Origin of the sequence: Cycloclasticus sp. (assembly GCF_019090545.1) — a bacterium.
GTDB lineage: Bacteria > Pseudomonadota > Gammaproteobacteria > Methylococcales > Cycloclasticaceae > Cycloclasticus > Cycloclasticus pugetii.
The window spans coordinates 15,293-38,071 of sequence record NZ_JAHRVT010000040.1 but is presented as its reverse complement, the minus strand read 5'-3'; the positions used below and the strand labels follow the sequence as shown (position 1 = coordinate 38,071).

The 22,779-nt window shown below is 42.3% G+C and carries 18 protein-coding genes and 1 other RNA gene; 11 read left to right on the top strand and 8 right to left on the bottom strand.

The features are described from left to right. Positions 1-3: 3 nt before the first annotated feature. Genes ribF through lspA form a run of 3 tightly spaced genes read left to right on the top strand, consistent with a single transcriptional unit; the run spans position 4 to position 4,247 of the window. The gene (gene ribF, locus KUG63_RS10155; protein WP_020932921.1) at positions 4-942 is read left to right on the top strand and encodes a bifunctional riboflavin kinase/FAD synthetase; all 939 of its coding nucleotides are present in this window, start codon (positions 4-6) and stop codon (positions 940-942) included. Positions 943-949: 7 nt separating this feature from the next. Beyond that, a complete protein-coding gene (gene ileS / locus KUG63_RS10150) occupies positions 950-3,763 on the top strand; it encodes an isoleucine--tRNA ligase (protein ID WP_020932920.1) in 2,814 nt (937 codons plus the stop codon). A gap of 10 nt (positions 3,764-3,773) precedes the next feature. Then, positions 3,774-4,247, top strand: a complete 474-nt coding sequence (gene lspA, locus KUG63_RS10145) for a signal peptidase II (RefSeq protein ID WP_016389788.1) — start codon at positions 3,774-3,776, stop codon at positions 4,245-4,247. On the opposite strand, the gene ampD is transcribed toward lspA, so the two are convergent. Continuing rightward, the gene (gene ampD / locus KUG63_RS10140; protein ID WP_015005381.1) at positions 4,230-4,793 is read right to left on the bottom strand and encodes a 1,6-anhydro-N-acetylmuramyl-L-alanine amidase AmpD; all 564 of its coding nucleotides are present in this window, start codon (positions 4,791-4,793) and stop codon (positions 4,230-4,232) included. The two genes, lspA and ampD, sit on opposite strands and share 18 nt — an antisense overlap. 159 nt (positions 4,794-4,952) lie before the next feature. On the opposite strand from ampD, the gene KUG63_RS10135 reads away from it, so the two are divergent. Both KUG63_RS10135 and nadC read left to right on the top strand, forming a co-directional pair. Then, positions 4,953-7,202, top strand: coding sequence for a DUF1631 family protein (locus KUG63_RS10135; protein ID WP_020932919.1), 2,250 nt, complete (start codon positions 4,953-4,955; stop codon positions 7,200-7,202). An 83-nt stretch (positions 7,203-7,285) separates the two neighbouring features. Further along, positions 7,286-8,122, top strand: coding sequence for a carboxylating nicotinate-nucleotide diphosphorylase (gene nadC / locus KUG63_RS10130; RefSeq protein WP_020932918.1), 837 nt, complete (start codon positions 7,286-7,288; stop codon positions 8,120-8,122). A 1-nt stretch (position 8,123) separates the two neighbouring features. Here the strand turns inward: nadC and KUG63_RS10125 are convergent, their stop codons facing one another. The 6 genes from KUG63_RS10125 to KUG63_RS10100 all read right to left on the bottom strand — a co-directional run bounded on the left by KUG63_RS10125 (position 8,124) and on the right by KUG63_RS10100 (position 13,508). Beyond that, on the bottom strand, positions 8,124-8,570 hold the full coding sequence (locus KUG63_RS10125; RefSeq protein ID WP_015005384.1) for a universal stress protein: 447 nt from the start codon (positions 8,568-8,570) through the stop codon (positions 8,124-8,126). Between the two features lie 68 nt (positions 8,571-8,638). Then, entirely contained in the window at positions 8,639-10,021 is a 1,383-nt protein-coding gene (locus tag KUG63_RS10120; protein WP_020932917.1) for an FAD-binding oxidoreductase, read from the bottom strand. Further along, a complete protein-coding gene (locus tag KUG63_RS10115; protein WP_020161877.1) occupies positions 10,021-10,608 on the bottom strand; it encodes a BON domain-containing protein in 588 nt (195 codons plus the stop codon). The genes KUG63_RS10120 and KUG63_RS10115 overlap by 1 nt, the downstream gene beginning before the upstream one ends. Positions 10,609-10,613: 5 nt before the next feature. Beyond that, on the bottom strand, positions 10,614-11,204 hold the full coding sequence (locus KUG63_RS10110; protein WP_073023949.1) for a phosphoheptose isomerase: 591 nt from the start codon (positions 11,202-11,204) through the stop codon (positions 10,614-10,616). A gap of 1 nt (position 11,205) precedes the next feature. Further along, on the bottom strand, positions 11,206-11,565 hold the full coding sequence (locus KUG63_RS10105; RefSeq protein ID WP_287555168.1) for a YraN family protein: 360 nt from the start codon (positions 11,563-11,565) through the stop codon (positions 11,206-11,208). Beyond that, on the bottom strand, positions 11,565-13,508 hold the full coding sequence (locus tag KUG63_RS10100; RefSeq protein ID WP_287555165.1) for a penicillin-binding protein activator: 1,944 nt from the start codon (positions 13,506-13,508) through the stop codon (positions 11,565-11,567). The genes KUG63_RS10105 and KUG63_RS10100 overlap by 1 nt, the downstream gene beginning before the upstream one ends. A 70-nt stretch (positions 13,509-13,578) precedes the next feature. Here KUG63_RS10100 and rsmI point away from each other — a divergent pair, with 70 nt between their 5' ends. Then, the gene (gene rsmI / locus KUG63_RS10095) at positions 13,579-14,436 is read left to right on the top strand and encodes a 16S rRNA (cytidine(1402)-2'-O)-methyltransferase (protein WP_287555162.1); all 858 of its coding nucleotides are present in this window, start codon (positions 13,579-13,581) and stop codon (positions 14,434-14,436) included. 55 nt (positions 14,437-14,491) lie between these two features. On the opposite strand, the gene KUG63_RS10090 is transcribed toward rsmI, so the two are convergent. After that, positions 14,492-15,730 (bottom strand): DUF1329 domain-containing protein, encoded by a 1,239-nt coding sequence (locus KUG63_RS10090; protein ID WP_020932913.1) that lies wholly within the window; start codon positions 15,728-15,730, stop codon positions 14,492-14,494. Positions 15,731-15,978: 248 nt separating this feature from the next. On the opposite strand from KUG63_RS10090, the gene rnpB reads away from it, so the two are divergent. The 5 genes from rnpB to KUG63_RS10065 all read left to right on the top strand — a co-directional run bounded on the left by rnpB (position 15,979) and on the right by KUG63_RS10065 (position 22,756). Continuing rightward, an RNA gene (rnpB, locus tag KUG63_RS10085) (RNase P RNA component class A) lies at positions 15,979-16,340 on the top strand. A 141-nt stretch (positions 16,341-16,481) separates the two neighbouring features. Beyond that, complete coding sequence (locus KUG63_RS10080; protein ID WP_015005392.1) at positions 16,482-17,114, top strand: TetR/AcrR family transcriptional regulator; 633 nt, start codon at positions 16,482-16,484, stop codon at positions 17,112-17,114. Continuing rightward, positions 17,111-18,199, top strand: coding sequence for an efflux RND transporter periplasmic adaptor subunit (locus tag KUG63_RS10075; RefSeq protein WP_015005393.1), 1,089 nt, complete (start codon positions 17,111-17,113; stop codon positions 18,197-18,199). The genes KUG63_RS10080 and KUG63_RS10075 overlap by 4 nt, the downstream gene beginning before the upstream one ends. Next, entirely contained in the window at positions 18,192-21,467 is a 3,276-nt protein-coding gene (locus tag KUG63_RS10070; RefSeq protein WP_020932910.1) for an efflux RND transporter permease subunit, read from the top strand. Before KUG63_RS10075 ends, KUG63_RS10070 begins: the two co-directional genes overlap by 8 nt. Next, entirely contained in the window at positions 21,467-22,756 is a 1,290-nt protein-coding gene (locus KUG63_RS10065) for a TolC family protein (protein ID WP_020932909.1), read from the top strand. The genes KUG63_RS10070 and KUG63_RS10065 overlap by 1 nt, the downstream gene beginning before the upstream one ends. Positions 22,757-22,779 lie beyond the last annotated feature (23 nt).

Here is a 22,779-nt window from a genome sequence, read left to right as displayed (position 1 = left end):
TTTATGAGATTAATTAGGTACTTGCCAGATGGGCAGGCTTTTCCAAATGGTAGCGTGTTAACTATCGGCAATTTTGATGGTGTTCATGTTGGACACCGGATGGTGTTGAGCGCCTTAATTGAACAGGCGAAAAGCTTAGGCTTGCAAGCAGTTGTTATGTGTTTTGAGCCACAACCTATTGAATATTTTCGGGCTGAGGCAGCCCCTGCACGTGTGTCGACTGCGAGAGATAAAATAGAGCAGTTGTCGGAAACCGGCGTTGATGCGCTTTATCTTGTGCGTTTTAATGACTTGTTGGCGAATATGTCTGCAGGGCAGTTTGTAGAAATGTTGGTACAACGGCTTAATGTTCAATTATTGATCGTGGGTGATGATTTTTGTTTTGGCAAAAATCGCCAAGGTAATTTTGAGTATTTAAAAGTCGCGGGAGAAAAATATGGTTTTTCCGTACAGCGCTCCCATTCTTTTAAAATTGAAAATGAGCGTGTTAGTAGTACATTAGTTCGACGTGCGTTGGAAAATGGGCGCCTAGATAAAGTGGCGGTTTATTTAAATAGGCGCTTTAGTATGTCGGGTCGTGTTATGCATGGGCACAAACGAGGGCGAGAGTTGGGTTTTCCTACGGCTAACATCCGGGTGAAAAATAGAAAAACTCCGCTTAAAGGTGTTTTTGCCGTTACAATAACACTCGAATCGGGCGTGGTATATAAAGGGGTTGCGAACGTTGGAACGCGGCCTTCCATTGAAGAAGCAACAGCGGTTTTATTAGAAGCACACCTATTTGAATTTTCTGGTGACTTATATGGTCAACGCGTTGTCGTTGCGTTTGCAAAAAAATTACGCGAAGAGAAAAAATTTGAAAATTTAGAACAGTTAACGCAGCAAATTTTAATTGATTCTGAACAAGCTAAAACATACTTTAATCAGACATTAACATCCTAAGAGCATCATGGATTACAAAACAACACTGAACTTGCCAAAAACCAGCTTTCCGATGAAGGCTAACCTTGCTAACCGTGAACCCAATGCGTTGAAACGTTGGCAGGAAATGGGGTTGTACCAGAAAATACGTGAAAAATTTGCTGGTCGTCCTCAATTTGTCCTACATGATGGACCGCCATATGCAAATGGCCCTATTCATATTGGTCATGCGGTGAATAAAGTACTTAAGGATATGATTATAAAGAGTAAAACCCTGCAAGGTTTTGACTCGCCTTATGTGCCAGGTTGGGATTGTCATGGCCTGCCTATTGAATTGATGGTGGAAAAGAAAATCGGCAAAGCAGGCGTGAAGGTGTCAGCAGCTGAGTTTCGTAAAGCCTGTAGAGCCTATGCGACCAAACAAGTAGCTATGCAGAAAGAAGAGTTTGTGCGTCTGGGTGTTTTTGGTGATTGGGAGCGTCCTTATCTGAGTATGGGTTTTCAATTTGAGGCGGATATTGTTCGCTCACTAGGCCGTATTATTGAAAAAGGTCATTTGCATAAGGGATCAAAGCCTGTGCATTGGTGTACCGATTGTGGCTCTGCGTTAGCAGAAGCAGAAGTGGAATACGAAGATAAACGTTCACCAGCCATTGATGTGCGTTTTACGGTCAATGATGAGTCAAGGTTTTTACAACAACTCCACAGCAGTGATAATGCACCTGGGCAGGGCCCTATCTCCGTCGTTATTTGGACGACTACACCGTGGACTTTACCGGCGAACCAAGCGGTTTCATTAAATCCTGAGTTTGATTATGTGTTGGTTCAAAGCGGTGATGAGCGCCTTGTTTTGGCGGAAAAGTTATTAAAAGATGCAATGTTACGTTATGGCATTGAAGATTACCGTGTGCTTGGGTATTGCAAAGGTAAAGATTTGGAACATATGACGCTGAGTCACCCGTTTTATGATCGTGTTGTTCCTATTATTGTCGGTCATCATGTAACGGCTGAGGCAGGCACAGGTGCAGTGCACACTGCGCCGGGCCATGGGCAGGACGATTATATTATTGGTCAGCAATATAAGTTACCAGTGGACAACCCTGTTGGCGATAATGGCGTGTTTTTAGTCAGTACTCCTTTGTTTGCTGGTAAACATGTTTTCAATGCGAATGATGAGGTGATTGACGTTTTAAAAGAACGTGGTGCGCTCGTGCATTCAGAAGTGTTAAATCACAGCTATCCACATTGCTGGCGACATAAAACGCCTATTATCTTTAGGGCGACGCCACAGTGGTTTATCTCAATGGATAAAAATAACCTACGTGAGAAGGCCTTAGCAGAAATTAAACGGGTTAACTGGGTGCCTGAGTGGGGTGAAGCGCGTATTAATAGCATGGTTGAGGGGCGGCCAGATTGGTGTATTTCTCGTCAGCGCAACTGGGGCGTGCCGATTGCTTTGTTTGTGCATAAAGAAACGGGTGAATTACACCCCAATACGGCTGGCTTGATTGAGCAAGTGGCGGTTCTTATAGAAGAGTCGGGTATTGAAGCCTGGTTTGATTTAGATGCTTCGACATTGCTAGGTGATGAAGCGGATGAGTACAGTAAAATTAATGATATTTTAGATGTATGGTTTGATTCTGGTGTAACGCATGCCTGTGTTTTAGAGCGGCGTGAAGCATTAACGTTTCCAGCGGATATGTATCTTGAAGGGTCAGACCAACATCGAGGTTGGTTTCAGTCATCTTTGCTGACATCGGTTGCCATGAATGATCAAGCACCTTATAAGGCTGTTTTGACACATGGTTTTACCGTCGATGCGAAAGGTATGAAAATGTCTAAGTCAAAAGGCAATGTCATTGCGCCTCAAAAGGTGATTAACTCCCTTGGAGCGGATGTTTTACGCCTTTGGGTTTCAGCTAATGATTACAGTGGCGAAATGACTGTCTCGGATGAAATTTTAAAACGAGCATCTGATGTTTATCGTCGATTGAGAAATACCGCACGTTATTTGTTATCAAATTTAAATGACTTTGATCCAGCAAAAGATATGGTAGCGTTTGCTGATATGTTGCCCTTAGATCGTTGGGCGGTTGAAAAAACCCGTGATGTTCAAAAAGACGTATTGAAACACTATGATCAATACCAGTTTTTACAAGTTCACCAAGGTATCCACCACTTTTGTTCTGTTGAAATGGGCAGCTTTTACTTAGATGTCATTAAAGACCGCCAATACACATTACAACAAAATAGCTTAGCAAGGCGTTCATCGCAAACGGCAATGTTCCATATTGCCGAAGCATTAGTGCGTTGGGTAGCACCAATACTCAGTTATACAGCCGAGGAAATTTGGTCAGCAATGCCAGGTGAACGTGAAGAGTCAGTGTTTTTGGCCACTGCTTATGACGGTTTCCCGATTGAGGATACTGAAGTAAGTAATGAGTTGGCGTTTTGGAAGCCGGTGATAGAGATGCGTGAATTGGTTAGTAAAGAGCTGGAACGCGTCAGAGAAGAAGGTCTAATTGGTTCTGGCTTAGATGCAAGCGTCATCTTGTATTGTGAGGGTGAATTATATGAAACACTGGCTAAGATGAACGATGAACTACGTTTTATCTTTATTACCTCATATGCCGAAGTAAAACCTCTTGCAGACAAACCCGAGCAGGCAAAGGCAACGGATAATGCTCAGTTATTCATCACCGTTACTGCCAGTGAGCATGAAAAATGTATTCGTTGTTGGCATCACCGTCACGATGTGGGTGAATCTGAAACGCACCCTGAACTATGTGGGCGTTGCGTAGAAAATATAGAAGGCAGCGGTGAGCAAAGACTGTTCGCTTAGAGTAAGCCGTATGTTTAAGTGGTTAGGATTGTCACTGCTGGTTATAGTTCTGGATCAGGTCAGTAAACTTTGGGTGGTTGCATCTTTTAGCTTATACGAGTCTATTGATGTTATGCCGTTCGTGAATTTAACGTATGTGCATAATAAAGGCGCGGCGTTTAGTTTTTTAAGTACCGCCGGTGGTTGGCAACGTTGGTTCTTTGTCGCAATCGCATCGATTGCAACACTGATTTTGGTGATTTGGTTAAGCCGTTTGAAGCCGAAAGAAAAATGGATGGCCGTGAGCCTGTCATTGATTTTGGGTGGTGCAATAGGTAATCTATATGATCGGGTTGCCTATGGTTATGTTATTGATTTTATAGACGTTTATTATAATTCTTACCACTGGCCCGTATTTAATATTGCTGATTCAGCCATTTCAATTGGCGTTGTAATGATGTTGATAGATATGTTCCGAGGCGAAGACTCAACGGCCAGTCAGTAGCGTCCTAAATTTTTGCCAATCGAAGCTTTCGCCAGGGTCAGTTTTTCGGCCCGGAGAAACGTCACAATGACCAACGATGGTTTCTGTAGAAAGCTCAGGATAATGTTGTATCAAAGTTTGGCAGCAGCAACTAAGTGCTTGGTATTGTTTCTCTGTATAAGGGATATGGTCCGCACCTTCTAATTCTATGCCGATAGAAAAATCATTACAGTTGTCCTCGCCGGCATACTGTGAAACACCAGCATGCCATGCACGTTCTTGAAACGGAACATATTGCGTCACGCTACCATCACGACGGATTAATAAATGTGAAGACACTTTAAGAGTGCAAATCTCTTGAAAATACGGGTGTTGTTTAGGGTCTAATTGATTAAGAAAAAAATCATCAATCCAACCCGCTCCAAATTGATCAGGGGGCAGGCTGATTCCATGCACAATAATTAACCGAATATCAAAAGGGTTTGGACGCTCGTTTTTATTCGGCGAAGCTTTAAATTCAGCAGTTTCTAGTAGACCTAGGCGAATATTTGTTGGTGTGTCAGGCATATAAAATGAGGGTATCTAAATATGTGCTCTAGCGCACAACTTTATACATAAGCTGACTATACTCTATGTATATTAAAGTAACTTCTTAACGTTATGAAGAATGTAAAAAATATAGAGACTCCTGCTCGTCAAAGTAATAACCAGCCTCCGAGGAGTACTATGGAATCAAATAAACGAAACTTAATTAATGCGTCAGTTGGTTTATTAAAAGGTTTTTTACAAAAAAAGTTGGAGAATGAGTTTGAGCAAAGCTTAAACGACCAGTTAGAGCAAATCAAGTTGCAAATATTTGATGGTAAAGGCAGTAAAAAATTGGATGATGCACTCACTGACATCAAAGTCTTTCAGAAGAAGTCGCAGCAAGTTTCGTCACGTTACATCGAAGAGGTCGTTAAAAATATATCAGGTTTTTCAAATGGAGGTAATGTAAATGTTCCTCGTGGGTTGATAGCAACGATTGAAGTGAAAGATTGGTCTAGTTTGCAATTAGTTGAAACAGATGACATTGAAAACCAATTATTACTTGATGAATATATATCTACTTGTACAAGTGATTTATCTGATGTCTTGTATGCTTTGAGGCACAGGGTTGGGTTTTTGATGAGCGTAAAAGAGCTTAAGGCAAGCGAAAACCCTTTTGGACCAGCTGTTTTACTAAATACGTTTACAGATTTAATGAGTACTGAGCTGTTTTCAAAAAAAGGCTTTGAGATCATTAATAGATCATTTTCACAAGCGGTCTTAAGTAATTTAGGTGATGTGCTTAAAGAGGTGAATGAGCTTTTTATTAAGGCTAATATTATGCCTAAGCTCCCTAAGCATAAGATTGCAAATCATGGCTCATTGAACATAAAAGATACACAGTCATTGACCCATGCAGATACGAAATCTTCAATGATAGGGCAAACTCAAATGCCAGAAATTCAAGGAGGGCACGTTGGAGTCGCCTCTTTAACATCAATGGGGATCGATCCAGTTATATATGCTGACTTAATAAAGATGGCGCAGTTACATCGGTCTCTACAGGGTGAAAATTTTGTGTCCGATGGTTTAACTGTATCTGGAAGTCAGTTGCCAACAACAAAGCTTATTGAGGTATTAACGAGCCTACAAAAAGAAGGTGCAAGGGAGGAAGTTGATTTATCTGAAAGTGTTCGATTACAAGTGGGTGAAAAAATCCAAGTTGACGGACAACGTCAACCGTATGCTGAACAAGATGACACGTTAATTGACGTTGTTGCAATGTTTTTTGATGTGATATTACAAGATCGGCAGTTGCCTGATACAGTTCGAGCGATGATTGCACAATTACAAATACCAATTTTAAAAGTTGCGATGATAGATAAGGACTTTTTTGCAAAAAAAAGCCATCCTGCTAGACAGTTTTTAAATGCGATGTCACAGGCAGGCCTAGGCGTCAGCGGAAATAACCAACAAATTAAAAGTTCGATCTTTGAGAAAATGGAAGAGTTGGTGATGCGGGTTTTGATGGAGTTCGATAATGATGTAGGTATATTTGTGGGGCTTTGCGATGAGCTTGGCGTTTTTATGGAGCAGCAGCAGCGCCAGGTTGATTTGTTAGAGGAGCGTTCTCGTAAAGCAACAAAAAGCTCTGAACAACTAGAGTTAACAAAACGTCAAGCCGCCTATGAAATTGCTTTGCGGATAAATGGTAAATCTATCCCTGAATTTGTTCAAATTTTCTTGGATGAGACATGGAAGGATGTGCTTGTGCTAGCTTTGTTAAGAAAAGAAAGGGAGCCGCAAGAAAGTCAACAATGTATTGATGTGATTGATAGGCTTGTGGTCAGTGTCGTTGAGCCAGTAGACTATGAAGCTAAAGAGTTGATTATTAATAGTTTGGCCAGATTACTGAAAGATATTAAAGTTGGACTGGAAAATATTTCATGTGACTTTCATCAATCAGCTACATTTTTTAAAGAATTAGAATCTTGGCATAAGCAACTTTTGGCGATGGGGCAGGGGGAGCCAAGCGATGTTGCTAGTGTCGAAAAGGTTGTAATGGTTGAGCTAAACGAGGAAATGTATGCCAGCCTAGAAGAGGACTTATTACAAGAGCTTGAAAGCAAAAAAGCACAAATGCCAAACGATAAATTCAGCAAGTTGGCATCTAAAATAGATGTTGGTGATTGGGTTGAGTATACGGGGGAAGATGGTGGTGTTTTACGTGCCAAATTGTCTTGGAAAAGTTCGGTTACTATGCAATGTCTTTTTGTGAATGATTGCGGCGTTAAAGCAATGGATATTAGTCTGGATGATTTAGCAGAAGCGTTTAGGCAAAAACGAATGACTATTATTGGTCAAGAAAGGGCGCCGCTAGTAGACAGGGTGTTAGCGGGAATGAAGAGCCTAATGACATCAAAAAGTGCTGAACCTGGCTTGGCATGAGATTCTTATTAGCATTAAATTATGTGATAATAAAGAGCCTCTAACAAAGAGGCTTTTTTTATTTTTCAGGTGAATGGATTTTTATGCTCGACCCCAAAATAATAGACGAAGATGTTTGTCGGTTTTTAGCAGAAGATGTTGGTAGTGGTGATTTAACCGCACTGGTCATTCCAGAAGATAAATTAGCTAAAGCAACTATTCTAACGCGTGAAGCCATGTTGGTATGTGGCCAAGCATGGGTGAATGCGGTTTTTAAAAAGCTGGATGAAAAGGTTGTCATCGATTGGCAGTTTAAAGAAGGCGAGCAGGCATATGCTGGTGATACCTTGTGTTACCTATCAGGCTCTGCACGGGCTTTATTAACAGGAGAACGCGCAGCGTTAAATATGTTGCAGACCTTATCGGCAACAGCGTCACTTGCTAAGCAATTTGCGAAAGCAGTTGAAGGTACGTCAGCGACCGTATTAGATACGCGTAAAACAATCCCTGGCTTACGGTTGGCGCAAAAGTATGCAGTTCGCTGTGGCGGAGCGTCTAATCATAGGGTTGGCTTGTACGATGGTATGTTGATAAAGGAAAATCATATTATGGCGGCTGGTTCAATTGCAAAAGCGGTCGCTGCTGCTCGTCTAAGCAGCTCGCTGGTTGATGTTGAGGTAGAGGTTGAAAACTTAGACGAGGTGAAACAAGCACTTGAAGCGAAAGCGGACATCTTGTTATTAGACAACTTCACTTTAGAGCAATTGCGTGAAGCGGTTGAGCTTAATAAAGGCGTTGCGAAACTAGAGGCGTCGGGTAATGTTAATTTATCGACTATCCGAGATATTGCTAAAACAGGTGTGGATTTTATTTCGGTAGGCGCGTTAACAAAAAATATTCAAGCTGTCGACTTATCAATGCGCGTGGACTTAGAAGCCTAAGCTAGTCATTAACCCTAGCGGCTAATACATCACAGGTTGCACCGTGTAGGACTGCATTAGCGGTAGAGCCGAGTAATAAACTAAGTCCACGTCGTCCATGACTTCCCACCACAATAAGGTCGCATGGCAGGTCTTTGCTGAGCTGATGAATCGTATCAGCGGGGCGGCCAATTTGGATTAATTGGTTTTCTTCTGCTAGGTCGATGGAAGCGGCGAGTTTACTGAGTTTCTTTTTTGCTGACGCTTCAATCTCATCTTGAACCGGTAATAAATCAGTTGAGATAGTCCCATCAAATGCCAAATGTGAGGACTCTACAAGGGGTTCAATAACATGAATAGCTGATAATTTGGCGTGGTTTTGTTGAGCAAGCTCGTGCGCTTTTTTTAAAACAAATAAGGAATGTTCGCTGAGGTCTAGGGCTACTAAAATATGTTGGTAAGTCGTCATGGTAATTCCTTACTGTTTGCTTCCTTACTGTAAGAATAAGGGTTAGTCATCTGGTTTGGCAAGCCATTTTATGCGTCTATTGGAAATACCTTATCCGGATTTAATAGATTTTTGGGGTCAAATTGAGCCTTAATTTTTTTCATAATGCCGATAGCTGTGGCTTCTAGTTCTAAATTAATATAATCACGTTTTTCAAGCCCGATACCGTGCTCGCCAGATAGGCTGCCATTAAGTTGTATGACTAATTCAAATACCTCGGCTAAACATTCTTTTGCTCTATCTAGCTGCTCAAGCTGAACGAGAAGATTAACATGAATGTTTCCATTTCCTGCATGACCAAAATTAACAATAGGGATTTGATAACGTTTAGATAGTGCCTGAAGGCCATTAATTAACTTAGGAATATGGCTAACGGGAACAACCACGTCTTCATTTATTTTTTTTGGAGCGACTTTTCGAAGTGATGGAGAAAGGGCTTTTCTAGCAGACCAAAGCTGTTTAACTTGTTCAGCTGTATGGGCAATATGAATGTCGATGAGGCCATCGACCGATGCACTCGCTGCGACTTTATCTGCAATGGCATCCAGCCCAAATTGATCACCATCAACCTCTATCATTAGTAAGGCTTGTGCATTATCAGGTAAATCTAATTGGGCGTCTTCTTTAACCAGTGAAATTGCGGTTCCATCCATAAACTCCAAGGCGCAAGGGGTGATTGGTTGTGCCATGATGCGTGCAATGGCATTAGCCGCGGCTTGAATAGAATCGTAAGTAGCTTGAAGTGTGCGTTTGCTTTCAGCCAAAGGTGTTAGTTTTAGGGTTGCTTGGCTAATAATGGCTAAGGTGCCTTCAGAGCCAATAATGAGTCGAGTTAAGTCGTAGCCGACGACGCTTTTTGTGGTGTTTGCGCCGGTTTTTAAGGTTTCTCCACTGCCGGTAATACAGGTTAGCCCTAATGTGTTCTCGCGTGGTGTGCCGTATTTCACAGCCCGTGGGCCAGCTGAGTTATAAGCAAGGTTTCCACCAACAGTGCAAATGCTTGCGCTGGTTGGGTCGGGAGGCCAAAAGAAACCATGTTCTGCCGCCGCTTGTTGAATGGCCTGATTAGTTACACCGGGTTCAACAATCATCATGCGGTTATCAGGATCTATGCTGATGATATTATCCATTTTCTCGGTGGATAAGATAATGGCACCATTCGATGGTACGCTAGCACCTGTTGTGCCGGTTCCGCTGCCACGTGCAGTGATGGCTATATTATGAGTGTTACATAATAGTACGGTATCAATTATTTGTTGATGAGAGCTAGGGAAAACAACAGCAAGGGGTTCTTTGTGTCGTCGGCTGTTATCATAGCCGTAACTCCAACAGTCAGCGGGGTCTAAGAAAAGTGATTTTTCGTGATAAAGCCCGGTTAACTGCTGTAAAAAGTCGTCATTTTTTTTTCTCATTAGTCAGTAATTTCAAACAACTTCACTACACGTTGAACACCGCCTACCCGCCGAACTGTTTCAATGACAGGGGTTACTTCGTGCTGTTTTAGAATACCTAATAAATAAACGACACCGTTTTCAGAAACAATTTTGACGCGAGTGGGATCAAACCCTTTTATTTTATTAAGGCTAAATAAAGCAACTTTAGCTTTGCTGGTAATCAGGCCGTCACTGCTACGAGAGACTAAGGAACTTGGCGCAGCGATTAGAATTTCATTATGTACTTTTCGGACTTTTGGTATTTTGCGCAATCTATTTGCAATATCGTTGCGCAGGCTTTCTGTTGGTGCTTCACCGGTTAGCAATAAGATACCGTTATAGCAAGTAGCATTAACGTGTGTGTTTATACGAATATTATCTACGCCATATAAGACACCCAACGCTTTAAGTTCAATGGTTTGATCATCAATGACGGTGCCAGTGGTGCGTCTGTCATGAACAACGGCAGCGCCTGTGGTGGCGGTTCCAACAGCAACAGCTGCACAGCCTGATAATAAAACGATGGACAGTAAAGCGGGTACTATAAAAGCTTTTTTAAAAAACATGTTGTTTATCCGAATAATTGAAAGTCGATCAGGTCACAAAGACAATGGGTGATTAAAAGATGGACTTCTTGAATACGGGCCGTTGAGTTAGACGGTACCCTTAATTCAATGTCGCTATCTTGTAATAAATCATTAGCGGCTATCGTGCCGCCATCTTTACCAGTAATGACGATCACCAACATTTCTCGGTCATGCGCAGCATTGATGGCTGATACGATGTTCTTGGAGTTTCCGCTTGTTGTGTAGGCTAATAAAATATCGCCCGCTTGCCCCAGTGCACGTATTTGCTTAGAAAACACCTCGTCATACGAATAATCGTTTGCAATGGAGGTTAGCGTTGAGGTGTCTGTGCTAAGTGCAATAGCTGGTAGGCTAGGGCGCTCACGTTCAAAACGATTAAGCATTTCAGAAGAAAAATGTTGCGCGTCCCCTGCCGACCCACCGTTACCGCAGGTTAGAACTTTGCCATTGTTAAGTAAGCTCTGGACAATAGCTTGGCCGGCTAATTCAATGGAGTTGGGAAGCGACTCTAAAGCGTCGTGTTTTGTTTGAATGCTATCGGTAAAGTGTTGATAGATTCTTTCTTGTAAACTCATGTTAGAACTCATCAAATGCGTTGGTAACCCATTGTATCTCATGCTGGCTAGAGGAGGGTGAAATTGCGATTACATCAAATCGAAAGTTTTGCTGGCCTGATGTGTTGGCAATGTAGTGTTGAGCACACTTTATAAGTTTAGCTTGTTTGCGTCGATCGACAGACAGTAAAGCGCCGCCAAATTTCGTTGAGGAACGGTAACGAACCTCAACAAAAACGGTGTAGTCATTGTCTTTCATAATTAAGTCAATTTCACCCAAGCGAGTACGATAGTTTCTTTGTATAAGAACAAGACCTTTTTGACGTAAAAATGTAAGTGCTAAGTTCTCGTTTTGTTGACCAAGAGCATTAGATGAGTCCATTAAAGGGGGGCAGTATTAACTTGTTCGGTGTGTTGAGGAGAAGGCACTACTGATTGCATATTCATCGTGCGCTCAAGGTGAGGTGCCAGGCCTAGTGATTTGACTTGACCGCGCTGGAATTGGCCGCAACTCAATTGCCTGTTAATGACGTTATTATTCATTGAAAGAATACCGGTTTTGCCATCAAGGCGAGCAAAATGGTTGGATTTCAAGTGTTCTAAATGTGGAATAAGTTGATACGCATCGTAACCAAAGGCAGTTAATCGACGGTGTAACCCACGAGTATTGGGCCATTGTTTTAGTGCCTGGTTGAGAGAGCTATTTTGTTGCTTATTAGGTTCGATAAGCCAGGGCATGTCACAGAAAAAAACGTCATCTAAATCACGGTTTGCCCCTTTGTTTTGCTCACCCTCGTAAATTTTGGAAGTACTAAAAACAGCAATGTCGGCAGCGCGGTGGAAACGTAATTGTGGCTTGATTAAGCGGCCTTCACGAGGGCTTGCCAATAAAAAGATAAAGTCTGCATCGTGACGACGTCTTTCTTCGAATTTGATGTTCAGGTTAAGGCGCTGACGAAGTTGTTTAAAGCGGTAAACACTGTCGTCAATTTGTAACAGGCTTTTAATGGCAGTGGAGTAGTCTGCTTGATTAGCTTCGTATGTTTGTACATCTAGAACTTGTCCACCAAGTTTTTGCCAAAGCGATGAAAAATGACCGGCTAATCGTTCGCCACTGTTTGATTGAGGCGTTAAAATTAATGCTTTTTGGTGCCCTTTTAGCCAAGCAAAACTAAGTATTTGCGTAATATCTTCTTCGGGTGACAACGAGAACTCAACGTAATGAGGGCTATGATGACTACCATTTTTATTGAGCCCAATAACAGGGATGGGTAAATCAGGTAATAAGGCTATTTTACTAAGGTTTTTTTTGTCCAGTGGGCCAATAATGATGTTAACGCCATCGCTTATGGCTTGTTGATAAAGCGTTTCAATGGGTGTAGATGAGGTGTCGTAAAAATGAATATTCAGCGGCCATTTGTTGGCCATGGAGTATGCAGCAGCGGTGATACCTTTACGAACACTAAAAGCAGCCTGTGAGAAAGGGCCTTGGCTTGGAAGGAAAACGCCTACTTTATTGGGTGCTATGAAGTTTTCTTGGGACTGTTTGGCCATGGTTAGAAGAAATGAACCATTCGCGGCGTGTGTGGGGTATTGTTGTTTCCACGATTCAACATCAGAACTGTTTGGAATAAAGGTGACTTGTTGTTTTTTTATAATGGCAAGGTCTACCCAGCCAGCCATATTGTTGTCAGCTGTTGGTAATAAAGCACGTAGAGCGTGCTCGGACAATAAAGATAAAACATTCACTAAGTCCAATTGATTATTGAGCTTGCTAGTGGGCTCATTTATGAGTGCATCTAATATAATGCGTTCGCGGGCACTTTCGATTAAATTACCAGCTTGGAAGAAAGCAGAGCTAGTCAGTGTGTGAAGATCAATGCGTTGTTCGTTGTTTAAATTAAGCTCACTTACGCTCATTAATACGCTAATAGCGTCTTCGGCTTTACCTTGCTCAAGTAAGAGTGTTGCGAGGGATAATTTATTATCACTGGTAAGCTGTGATGAACGTGTCAGTAAAGAGTCAATGAGCGAGTCAGCATTTGCTAGGTCGCCAGCATTAAAATAGGCCTCAATAGCAGATATTAGATATTGGTTTTTGAGAGGGGCCTGACTGTTTTTTGCCAGTTGTTTGAACAGCATTGCCGCACGAGAAAATTGTTGTTGAGACAAAGCTTCTTGGGCTTGAATTGCCAATGGGTTAGACTGTTCGACCGTGGGCGTTTCTATCGGTTCAAGAGCGCTACAATTTGCTAAAAGCAGTACGATAAACGCTATAACTACTAGTTTGAAAGGCGTAATTAAACTCTTTTTGTATGGACTCATAAACGAACGACTTAAACCGCAAAATTAAAAATGATCAAACCAGTGCTTAGTATCTTTTTCAGGGTCAACGATGTCAAACGATAAAGGCATACTTTATATTGTAGCCACACCTATTGGGAATTTATCAGATATCAGTTTACGTGCTTTAGAAGTGCTTAAGGCGGTTGATGTGATTGCCGCCGAGGACACGCGTAATAGCAAAGTCTTGTTGAATCACTACTCGATAAACACAGCGATGACGGCCTACCATGAGCATAACGAAAACAATAAGCGTCAGTTTTTATTAGAAAAGTTGAGCGCTGGCGAATCAATCGCGTTGATATCGGATGCGGGCACACCACTTATTAATGACCCGGGTTATTTCTTAGTTGAAGGGGTCAAGCAGGCTGGTTTTGAGGTGGTGCCAGTTCCCGGTGCTTGTGCGTTAATTGCGGCGCTTAGCTCATCTGGATTAGCAACAGATAGGTTTAGTTTCGAAGGCTTCTTGCCGCGAACATCGGCTGCGCGAAAAGCAATTTTTGAGATATATAAGGGTCGTCAAGGTACGCTCGTATTTTATGAATCGAGCCATCGCATTATTAAATGCATGGACGATATATTCGCTACGTATGACCCAACGCATAAGATATCGATTGCCCGTGAATTGACTAAAACATATGAAACAATTGCAACAGGGTCGGTTGCAGATATTTATCAATTACTTCAAGCAGATAGTAATATGCAGCGTGGTGAGTTTGTCGTATTGATAGAAGGCGTCAACAAAAAGCAGCATAAAAAGGATGAGCTGTCCGATGAAGACGTTAAGACCCTAGAAACTTTATTGCAAGAGTGTTCACTAAAAACGGCTGTTAAATTGGCAGTTCAATTGACCGGTCAGCCAAAGAAAGCGCTGTATAAAAGAGCACTTGAAATACAAGCTGATGATTAAAAAAAGGGCAAAAACCAGGGTGTGGTTATCCAGTTTTTGCTCAGGTTTAAAAAATTTATTTCCCTCGGCTGCGTAAAGACTGAACGGTGAAGTCCTTTAGTTTGACAGACGGGTCGTTGATTTTAGTTTTCATTTTGAGTGTCGTGCAGTGTTTAGCAGTAATATCAATCATTGAAATTAGTGTTGGAATGGCTACCCCTGAACCTTTGTTTTGCTCAAGGTGCTCGTCAGGGTGAGAAAAGGCACTAATACCTATACGCCAAATTTGACTGTTTCTATCATAATGGCGCCCGGCAATTGGAATATGTGTTTGAGCATCTATATAAAAGATACGTTTAGATAACGGATGATCGGTGAGTTTAGGCTCCGCCTGAAGAATATGAAGCTCTCTTAGTTGCCAAGGTACATTTGGGAAGCAGCCACCTTCTCCATGAAAGGTGCCAAATGTATAGTCATTCGAGCTTTCTGATTCAACATTTTTTATCAACGTACTGTGTTTATATATTGGAGCTAATAATTGCTGAGTTCCTAAGTAGCGCCATGTCATATCATTTATTCGGCCGTTGTAACCGAGAAAATCTTCTATCATGATATCGCTGCCTAAAAAAGCATCGGTTGTTTGTCCGGCAGGTAGTCGGCGAACACGCCGCTGAACGGAAAAGTACAGCCATGTTCTTTCACGTGCACTATCATCTTCTAATCGATGAACCAGTAATTGAGTGTTTTTTATATCAAAAGGTTCTTTTGCGAGAAGATAAATACCGTTAAAAATGTCAGCAGGGTTTTTAGGAAGGTTCGGTTTGGGCGGCATCAAAAGTCGGTGTTTATAGCGCATCGTTTTACCGATAAATGAAATACTTCTTTCAACTTTACCAGTTTTCATATTGATATAGTCCCAAATAAAAGGGTCAACAACTGAAGTATCACCACCATAAGAATAACGCATGTTCCACGCAAGTTTTAGTCCGGCCATAGGGTCATCAGTTGTTGGTTGTTCTGGAAAAGGTAAGCCCCCCTGATAGTTAATCATTTGACCTGTTTTTGAGTCGATTGAGACAGTTCCTTTATTTGCCTCAGTCAACGCTAAAAAAGAGGGGTTCGGGGACATATCAAACTGTTTGCCAATAGTTATTGAGAATGTGCCTTGTGTTATTAAATCTACAATAGGTTTATCTAAGTAAGGTGTAAACTTTTCAACATTTTGCTGATTAATGAGGTTCCCAGCAATTAGTGACGAATCGGCTTGGGCTGAAATAATGACACTGCTAAGTAATAAGGTTAATAATTGTTTCATTTGAAAGATTCTTCCCTAAATACGGTTACAAATTTTTGAGTGATAAGTTATGTAGTAATGTTATCTGCCGGTAAAGATAATTTAATGCATTAAAAATATTAGCTAATTCTAATAATTGAATCAATGTAAACTATCAAGAACCTTAATAATAGGTGTTTAAAATGATTTGGTGCATTCTTATTGCTTAACAAGGCTAAATAATAATTAATAAAATTGATCGAAGAGGTATTAGTTTGTACACTGCATGCGGAGTTGGCCAGGCAGTCGCTCTGCGCAAGCAGGGAGGAAAGTCCGGGCTTCATAGGGTAAAGTGCCAGGTAACGCCTGGGGGGCGTGAGCCTACGGATAGTGCAGCAGAAAGGAAACCGCCTAAGTCTACTGGTAGACCGGTAAGGGTGAAACGGTGCGGTAAGAGCGCACCGCGTGTACGGTAACGTATCACGGCGATGGTAAACCCCACTTGAAGCAAGACCAAATAGAGAAGTAGCAACGTAAGTTGCAACGTGTGGCCCACACGGCTTCTGGGTAGGTCGCTCGAGGTGCATAGTGATATGCATCCCAGATGAATGACTGTCCTCGACAGAACCCGGCTTATCGGCCAACTCCACTTACTTTTATAACGATTCTAACGCCTAAAAACAGCTCGCTTAAGTGCTAAAGGCATTGTTTTTTCATTGTTTGGCCTATGTTGCGTCGCGGTATTTTATGTAGTAAAATTCGCCTTAACGAACGTTAAGTAACCAGTTGGTAGATGAACGCACAAAGCAAAGAAATAAATACACGCATTAACATACTGGATAAGGCCACACCGTTATTTGCCGCTAAAGGCTATAACGGCGTTTCTATGCGTGAATTATCTAAATTGGTTGGCTTGAGTACCGCCGCAATTTACCATCACTTTCCCGATAAACACGCGCTATATTTTGAAGTGCTGAAACACTCATTTGTTGATAAGGCGACTGCCATAGCAGGCTCTGTTTCAAACACAGGGGCACCGCTAGAGCGACTTGAAAGTTTTATCGAGCGCTTTGCCTTGATGGTTAATGACGATCAAAACGTTAGGGCGTTAGTCATGTGGGAGTTGCTGGATGGGGATGAGGCGAGGTTGAAGTTAGTGGCTGAAGAAGTGCTATTAGAGCCCTTTAAAATGGTTCTAGCCTTGGTTCAGGATATTGCCCCTGAGGCTGACCATTACATGTTAACCGTCTCCAGTATTTGGTTGGTGCTATCGCACTCAGCTACCAGACCTATGTGTCAATACTTACCGGGATGGAAGACATCTTATAGTGACCCAAGTGTTATTTCGTCACACGTTATACAACTATTGAAAAACAATATTAATACCATCAATACAGTGGCCGATGAGAGGGGCCCTAATACATGAGTTTTTTGAAAAAGCAATTAACACTTATGCTGTCAATAGGTTTGCTGGTTAACCTATTAGGGTGTTCTGAGCAGCCTAAGGCTGAAAAAGCAGTGAAAGAACCTTGGGCACTGCAAACAGCACAGGTGCAAGTTGAGAGTCTACCAATAGTTTATCGAACAACAGGCTCTATTGTTTCAGATCATCGTGTTGATGTTGCCTCTAGAAGCACGGGCTATATTAAGAAAATCTTGGTGCGTGAAGGTGATTCGGTGACGACCGGACAAACATTAGTGGTATTGGATGGTGCGGATGTTGAAGGTGCTATTCGGCAAGTCACCGCGTTGGTGGATAAAGCAAAATCGGCATTAAAAGATGCGCAAACCGATCTGGAAAGCTTCCAAGCATTATTTGAGCGTGGCAGCGTGTCTGAAAACAAACTCAGAAAAGTACGATTGCAGCGGGATATCGCGCAAGACACATTACGCGAAGCTAAAGCAGCGCTACAAACAACTCAGGCGCAGCGTCAATATACTCAAATTACAAGTCCAGTTAGTGGTGTGGTAGTGGGGCGGCATAAACGTGAAGGAGATTTGGCAGCACCTGCTATACCTTTACTAACAGTTGAGTCAGCTGACGGTTTGTTATTTGAAACGTATATTGGCGAGGGACAGTTAAAAAATATCAGTCGAGGAGAAACTGTTGAGCTGGTTATTGATGCGCTTGATGAATCGCTTCATGGCGTTATTGCTCGAGTTGTTCCATCGGCTGATCCGTTAACGCGTAAATCACAAGTAAAAGTCTCGTTACCGGATAACAGTAAGCTACGGCCAGGGATGTTTGGGCGAGCTCATTTTAAAGTAGGCGTCAAGTCCTCGCCGGTTATTCGTGTTGAGTCCTTGATAAGCAGGGCGGGCTTAACCGGGGTATATATAGTTGACGAACAACAGCGCATTCATTTTCGCTGGCTACGCTTAGGGAAAACAACCCGCGGAAAAATTGAAGTATTAGTCGGTTTAACGGGTGGCGAGCAAATTGTATCAGCCCCGACTGAGCGGTTACGAGAGGGTGACTCTATTCAAGCAAGGGATGTAGTGGGTGAATAATAAGCGATTAAATCCGGCGGGATGGGTTGCCCATGCTTTCGTTACCTCCAAGTTAACCGTGTTATTTATGCTCAGCTGTGTATTGCTGGGTATTATCGCTATTTTGTTAACGCCTCGTGAGGAAAACCCGCAAATTGTGGTGCCGGGCGCCGAAATTTTTGTCAGCATGCCGGGTGCAACACCAAGCGAAATAGAAGAACTGGTGATCAATCCATTAGAAGGCATTATTCGAGAAATACCTGGTGTTGATCATACCTATGCAACCGCACTGAACTCTATGGGTGTGGTGAGTGTTCAGTTTAAAGTAGGGCTTGATAAGGAAGAATCGCTCGTGAAGCTTTACGACCGAGTTCTAGGAAAACAAGACCAATTACCTGCTGATGCTTCAGTTCCTTTAATTAGAAGTGTTGATGTTGATGATGTGCCAATTCTAACGGTTACCCTAGCCTCAGAAAAATATGATGATTATGCTTTAAAACGCCTAGCAGACCATATGGTAGACCGTTTACGTAGTTTAAATGAAGTGTCGGTTGCCTACGTTAAAGGAGGGCGAGACAGAGAGGTTCGGGTCGAACTTGATCCTGAAAGGTTGTTGGGTTTTGGTATTACGCTAGACCAAATGCAGGCAGCATTGCAAGCTGGTAATGTATCGGCCCCGGTTGGCACACAAGCAATTCAAGGAAAGGTTAGTAACCTCTACTTAGATGGGTTTTTAACGTCTGCTGAACAAGTCAAAAAACTAATAATAGGTAGCTTTAATCAACAAGCTATTTACATGGAAGATGTTGCAGACATCATTGATGGTCCTCGAGAAGAACGAGACAAACTTTCACGATTTGCTTATGGCCCAGCAGACCCAAGATTTGGTTCCACCGCTGCGGTAGAGATTCCCGCGGTTTCTATTGCCGTTGCAAAAAAAACCGGGACCAATGCGGTCTTCGTAGCGGATGATGTGCTAGATAGAATCGAGCGGATGAAAAACAGTTTTATTCCCGCCGGAGTAGAGGTCATTATTACGCGTAATGATGGCAAAAAGGCTGATGATGCGGTTAATAATTTAATTGAGCATCTGGGTATCGCTATCATTTCTGTTTTTGTTGTTATTGTGCTTTTTCTTGGGTTTAAAGAAGCGCTCATCGTTGGGATTAGTGTGCCTTTTATTTTGGCTTTAACACTGGGTTCTGACTATATATTTGGAATCACCATCAATAGAGTCACTTTGTTCGGTTTAATTCTCTCTTTAGGGTTATTAGTGGATTCTTCAATTGTGGTGATTGAGAATATTCATAGGCATTATAAAAGCTTATGGTTAAAGGATAAGGTGGATGTCACCGTTGAGGCCACTAACGAAATTGGGAACCCAACCAATTTAGCGACGTTTGCCGTTATGTTGGTGTTTGGTTCGTTGGTGGTGGTGACAGACATGGCAGGGCAATATTTTTTCCCCATCGCATTTAATGTGCCAATGGCTATGTTTGCGTCATTATTAGTGGCTTATATTGTTACACCTTGGGCTGCTAACCGTTGGCTCAAACCGGGTGAAGGGGAAGATTTAGAAACGCCTCATGACAATGATAAATTACATCAGTTTTACTACAACATTATTACGCCCTTATTAGCTCGTCGGCGTTATCGCTACATTACAATAGGCGTTATTGTCTTAGCTATTGTGTTATCCATGTTGCAACCAGCTTGGCAATTTATTCGCCCTGCGGGTGTGGGTGGCCCAGTGTCAGCGGGCGGTATTCCTCTAGTCTTTTTGCCGAAGGATAATAAAAACACCTTTAACATTACGATCGACATGCCTGAATTCACGCCGATAGAAGTGACCGATCAGATCACTCGCGAAGTGGGTGCTCTATTGCGTGAGCGTGATAACGTGCTTAATTATCAAAGTTGGGTTGGGCAAACGGGCGTTATTGATTTTAATGGCTTGTTAAAGGGAGCGGGTAATAAAAAAGGTCCATTTGTTGCTGAAGTGAGAGTGAATTTAACGGATAAAAAAACGCGAGATATGAGTTCTATTGATTTAGTTGCTCAGCTGCGTCCTGCAATGGAAAAAATTCAGCAACGTTACCCTGGCAGTGTTATTCAATTAGCAGAAGACTTACCCGGCCCGCCTTTACGGGCGACGGTTTTAGCTGAAATTTATGGTAAAGATCCTGAAAAGCTTCGTGAAATATCAGCCAAGGTGAGCAGGGTGTTTAAAGAGACTTACGGCGTTGTTGAGGTGCATGATTCTGAAGTGGCTGATGTGCCACAGTTTAGAGTGATTGTAGATAAAGAAAAAGCCGCTTTATCGGGTGTTTCAGTAGCGCAGGTTGTACAAGCATTAAGGCAAATGGTCAGTGGGACTGAGATGGGCCGTTTACATATTGCATCAGAAAAAAAGATTGTGCCAATACGCTTACATATTCCTTATCAATACCAGATAGACCCAACGCTTTTATCGAGTATTTATTTAACGAACAGACAAGGGCAAAGAATACCGCTATCTGAATTGACTCGAGTGGTTAACGATATTCAAGACCGGCCAATTTTGCATAAGGATTATGAGCGCGTGACATTTGTAGGTGCAGAACTGAGCGATACCACACCGGTGTATGCAGTGATGGATATAGATAAACGATTAGACAATCTGTCATTGGGTGAAGGAGAGGTGTTAACAACGGGTAATTTACAATTACAATCGGTTACCCCTGACACGATTGATGGATACCAATTGCTATGGGATGGCGAGATTCGTTTAACCTTAGATGTTTTTCGCGACATGTTAGGTGCGCTTGGTATTGCATTGGTTTTTATCTATCTTTTATTGGTCGGTTATTATGCCTCGTTTAAAATACCACTGATAGCCATGTCGGCTATTCCACTTGGGCTTATTGGCGTGTTTCCTGGGCACTGGATAGTTGGTGAACCTTTCACCTCAACGTCGATGATTGGAGTAATAGCATTAGCGGGTGTGGTGGTTCGTAACTCATTGTTAATTATTGATTTTGTAGTGGACTATATGAAAAAAGGTATGTCTGCACATGAAGCGGTTAGAGAGGCAGGGGCTGTTCGGTTACGGCCAATTTTATTGACAGCATTGGCGATTGTTTTGGGCTCTGCGGTGATGTTATCTGACCCTGTTTTTGGTGGGCTGGCGATCTCATTAATCTTCGGTACGATTGTGTCAACGGCGTTGACACTGGTTGTGGTGCCGATGTTGCTGTATTCAATGTTAACACGTCAGTCGCTTCATACTGGTTCAACAGGAGAAGACTAATGTTGTTTAAAAAGAACCAACTTTTTGCTCTTGTACTTTTGTTTGGCTGCGTGCTTCCCATGGCTTTAGAAGCAGAAACACTCGAGCAGGCATGGGATATTGCCATCAAGTATGACCATAGTCTTCAAGCGGTGCGTGAAAATACACAAGCTAGTCAATACCAGCTAGAGGCAGCAAAGGCAGCCCGTTTGCCTAATGTCACTGTTGGGGCAGGGTATAGCATGATGGAGAATGACCCAGAAGCAAAAGTAGATTTTGCGGGTGTATCAACACAATTCGCATTGGCTGAACGAGAAAGTTATTCGTACAAAGCGATGACGGTATTACCTATTTACACCGGTGGAAAAATTAGTCGTGGTATCGATGCGGCAACTTCTTCGTTAGAAGCTTCAAAAAAGTTTGAGGCGGGTAAAGTGCTAGACTTGAAGCTGAAAGTGGCTGAAGCCTACATCGCGGTGTTGCGATTAAGTAAAGCACTTGAGGTGGCAAATAGTCATGTGGTCAGCCTATCCTCGCATAAGGCAGATGTTGAAAACCTATATCAGCAGGGGATGGTATCAAGAAATGATTTATTAGCCGCGAAAGTTGCTTTGGCCGATGCAGTGCAGTCATCTATGCAGGTTGAAAATAGGCTTGATATTAGTCAATCTGCCTACAATCGTTTACTGGGGCGAGATTTTCAAACAGCAGTCTTATTGAAAGAATTAGAGCCGCAAAGAGTAGACCTTTCGTTGGATATGTTATTGGCTCAAGCGATTAAGCAACGTTACGAATTGCGTGTTTTAAAAGAACAAGCCGACGCACTTAAATCCAAAGCAAAGGCTGTTCGAGCAGGTAATGCGCCACAAGTTGCTTTAACGGGCGGTTATGATTTTCAAGAAAACGAGTATCAGGCACATGAGGGTCAATGGTTAGTAGGTGTCGGTGTGAAATGGACGTTGTTCGATGCAGGCCTAATTCGTCATCAATCGTCAGCAATGGCTCGTCAAGCGCGTTCACTTGAAAAACAATATTATGAAGTATTAAGCCTTGTTAAACTGCAAGTAAGGCAATATTGGCTAGACGTACAAGAAACACGTAAACGTCTTGGCGTAACCGAGCAATCTATTGATCAGGCAGAAGAAAACCTAAAGGTTAATCGTGATCGGTATGAGCATGGCTTATCAACCAATACCGATGTGCTTAGTGCCGAAGCACTACGGAAAAACAGCCAGAATAACCATGCAAATGCTGTTTATGATGCGGTCTTAGCAAGCATTAGGTTAAAAAGGGCTATCAGTGATTTATAAGCGCTCTATCAACTTACATAAAG

Excerpts from the sequence above, each read along its gene's own strand:
- ribF (WP_020932921.1), top strand. The coding sequence starts at position 4 with ATGAGATTAATTAGGTACTTGCCAGATGGGCAGGCTTTTCCAAATGGT.
- ileS (WP_020932920.1), top strand. The coding sequence starts at position 950 with ATGGATTACAAAACAACACTGAACTTGCCAAAAACCAGCTTTCCGATG.
- lspA (WP_016389788.1), top strand. The coding sequence starts at position 3,774 with ATGTTTAAGTGGTTAGGATTGTCACTGCTGGTTATAGTTCTGGATCAG.
- ampD (WP_015005381.1), bottom strand. The coding sequence starts at position 4,793 with ATGCCTGACACACCAACAAATATTCGCCTAGGTCTACTAGAAACTGCT.
- KUG63_RS10135 (WP_020932919.1), top strand. The coding sequence starts at position 4,953 with ATGGAATCAAATAAACGAAACTTAATTAATGCGTCAGTTGGTTTATTA.
- nadC (WP_020932918.1), top strand. The coding sequence starts at position 7,286 with ATGCTCGACCCCAAAATAATAGACGAAGATGTTTGTCGGTTTTTAGCA.
- KUG63_RS10125 (WP_015005384.1), bottom strand. The coding sequence starts at position 8,570 with ATGACGACTTACCAACATATTTTAGTAGCCCTAGACCTCAGCGAACAT.
- KUG63_RS10120 (WP_020932917.1), bottom strand. The coding sequence starts at position 10,021 with ATGAGAAAAAAAAATGACGACTTTTTACAGCAGTTAACCGGGCTTTAT.
- KUG63_RS10115 (WP_020161877.1), bottom strand. The coding sequence starts at position 10,608 with ATGTTTTTTAAAAAAGCTTTTATAGTACCCGCTTTACTGTCCATCGTT.
- KUG63_RS10110 (WP_073023949.1), bottom strand. The coding sequence starts at position 11,204 with ATGAGTTTACAAGAAAGAATCTATCAACACTTTACCGATAGCATTCAA.
- KUG63_RS10105 (WP_287555168.1), bottom strand. The coding sequence starts at position 11,565 with ATGGACTCATCTAATGCTCTTGGTCAACAAAACGAGAACTTAGCACTT.
- KUG63_RS10100 (WP_287555165.1), bottom strand. The coding sequence starts at position 13,508 with ATGAGTCCATACAAAAAGAGTTTAATTACGCCTTTCAAACTAGTAGTT.
- rsmI (WP_287555162.1), top strand. The coding sequence starts at position 13,579 with ATGTCAAACGATAAAGGCATACTTTATATTGTAGCCACACCTATTGGG.
- KUG63_RS10090 (WP_020932913.1), bottom strand. The coding sequence starts at position 15,730 with ATGAAACAATTATTAACCTTATTACTTAGCAGTGTCATTATTTCAGCC.
- KUG63_RS10080 (WP_015005392.1), top strand. The coding sequence starts at position 16,482 with ATGAACGCACAAAGCAAAGAAATAAATACACGCATTAACATACTGGAT.
- KUG63_RS10075 (WP_015005393.1), top strand. The coding sequence starts at position 17,111 with ATGAGTTTTTTGAAAAAGCAATTAACACTTATGCTGTCAATAGGTTTG.
- KUG63_RS10065 (WP_020932909.1), top strand. The coding sequence starts at position 21,467 with ATGTTGTTTAAAAAGAACCAACTTTTTGCTCTTGTACTTTTGTTTGGC.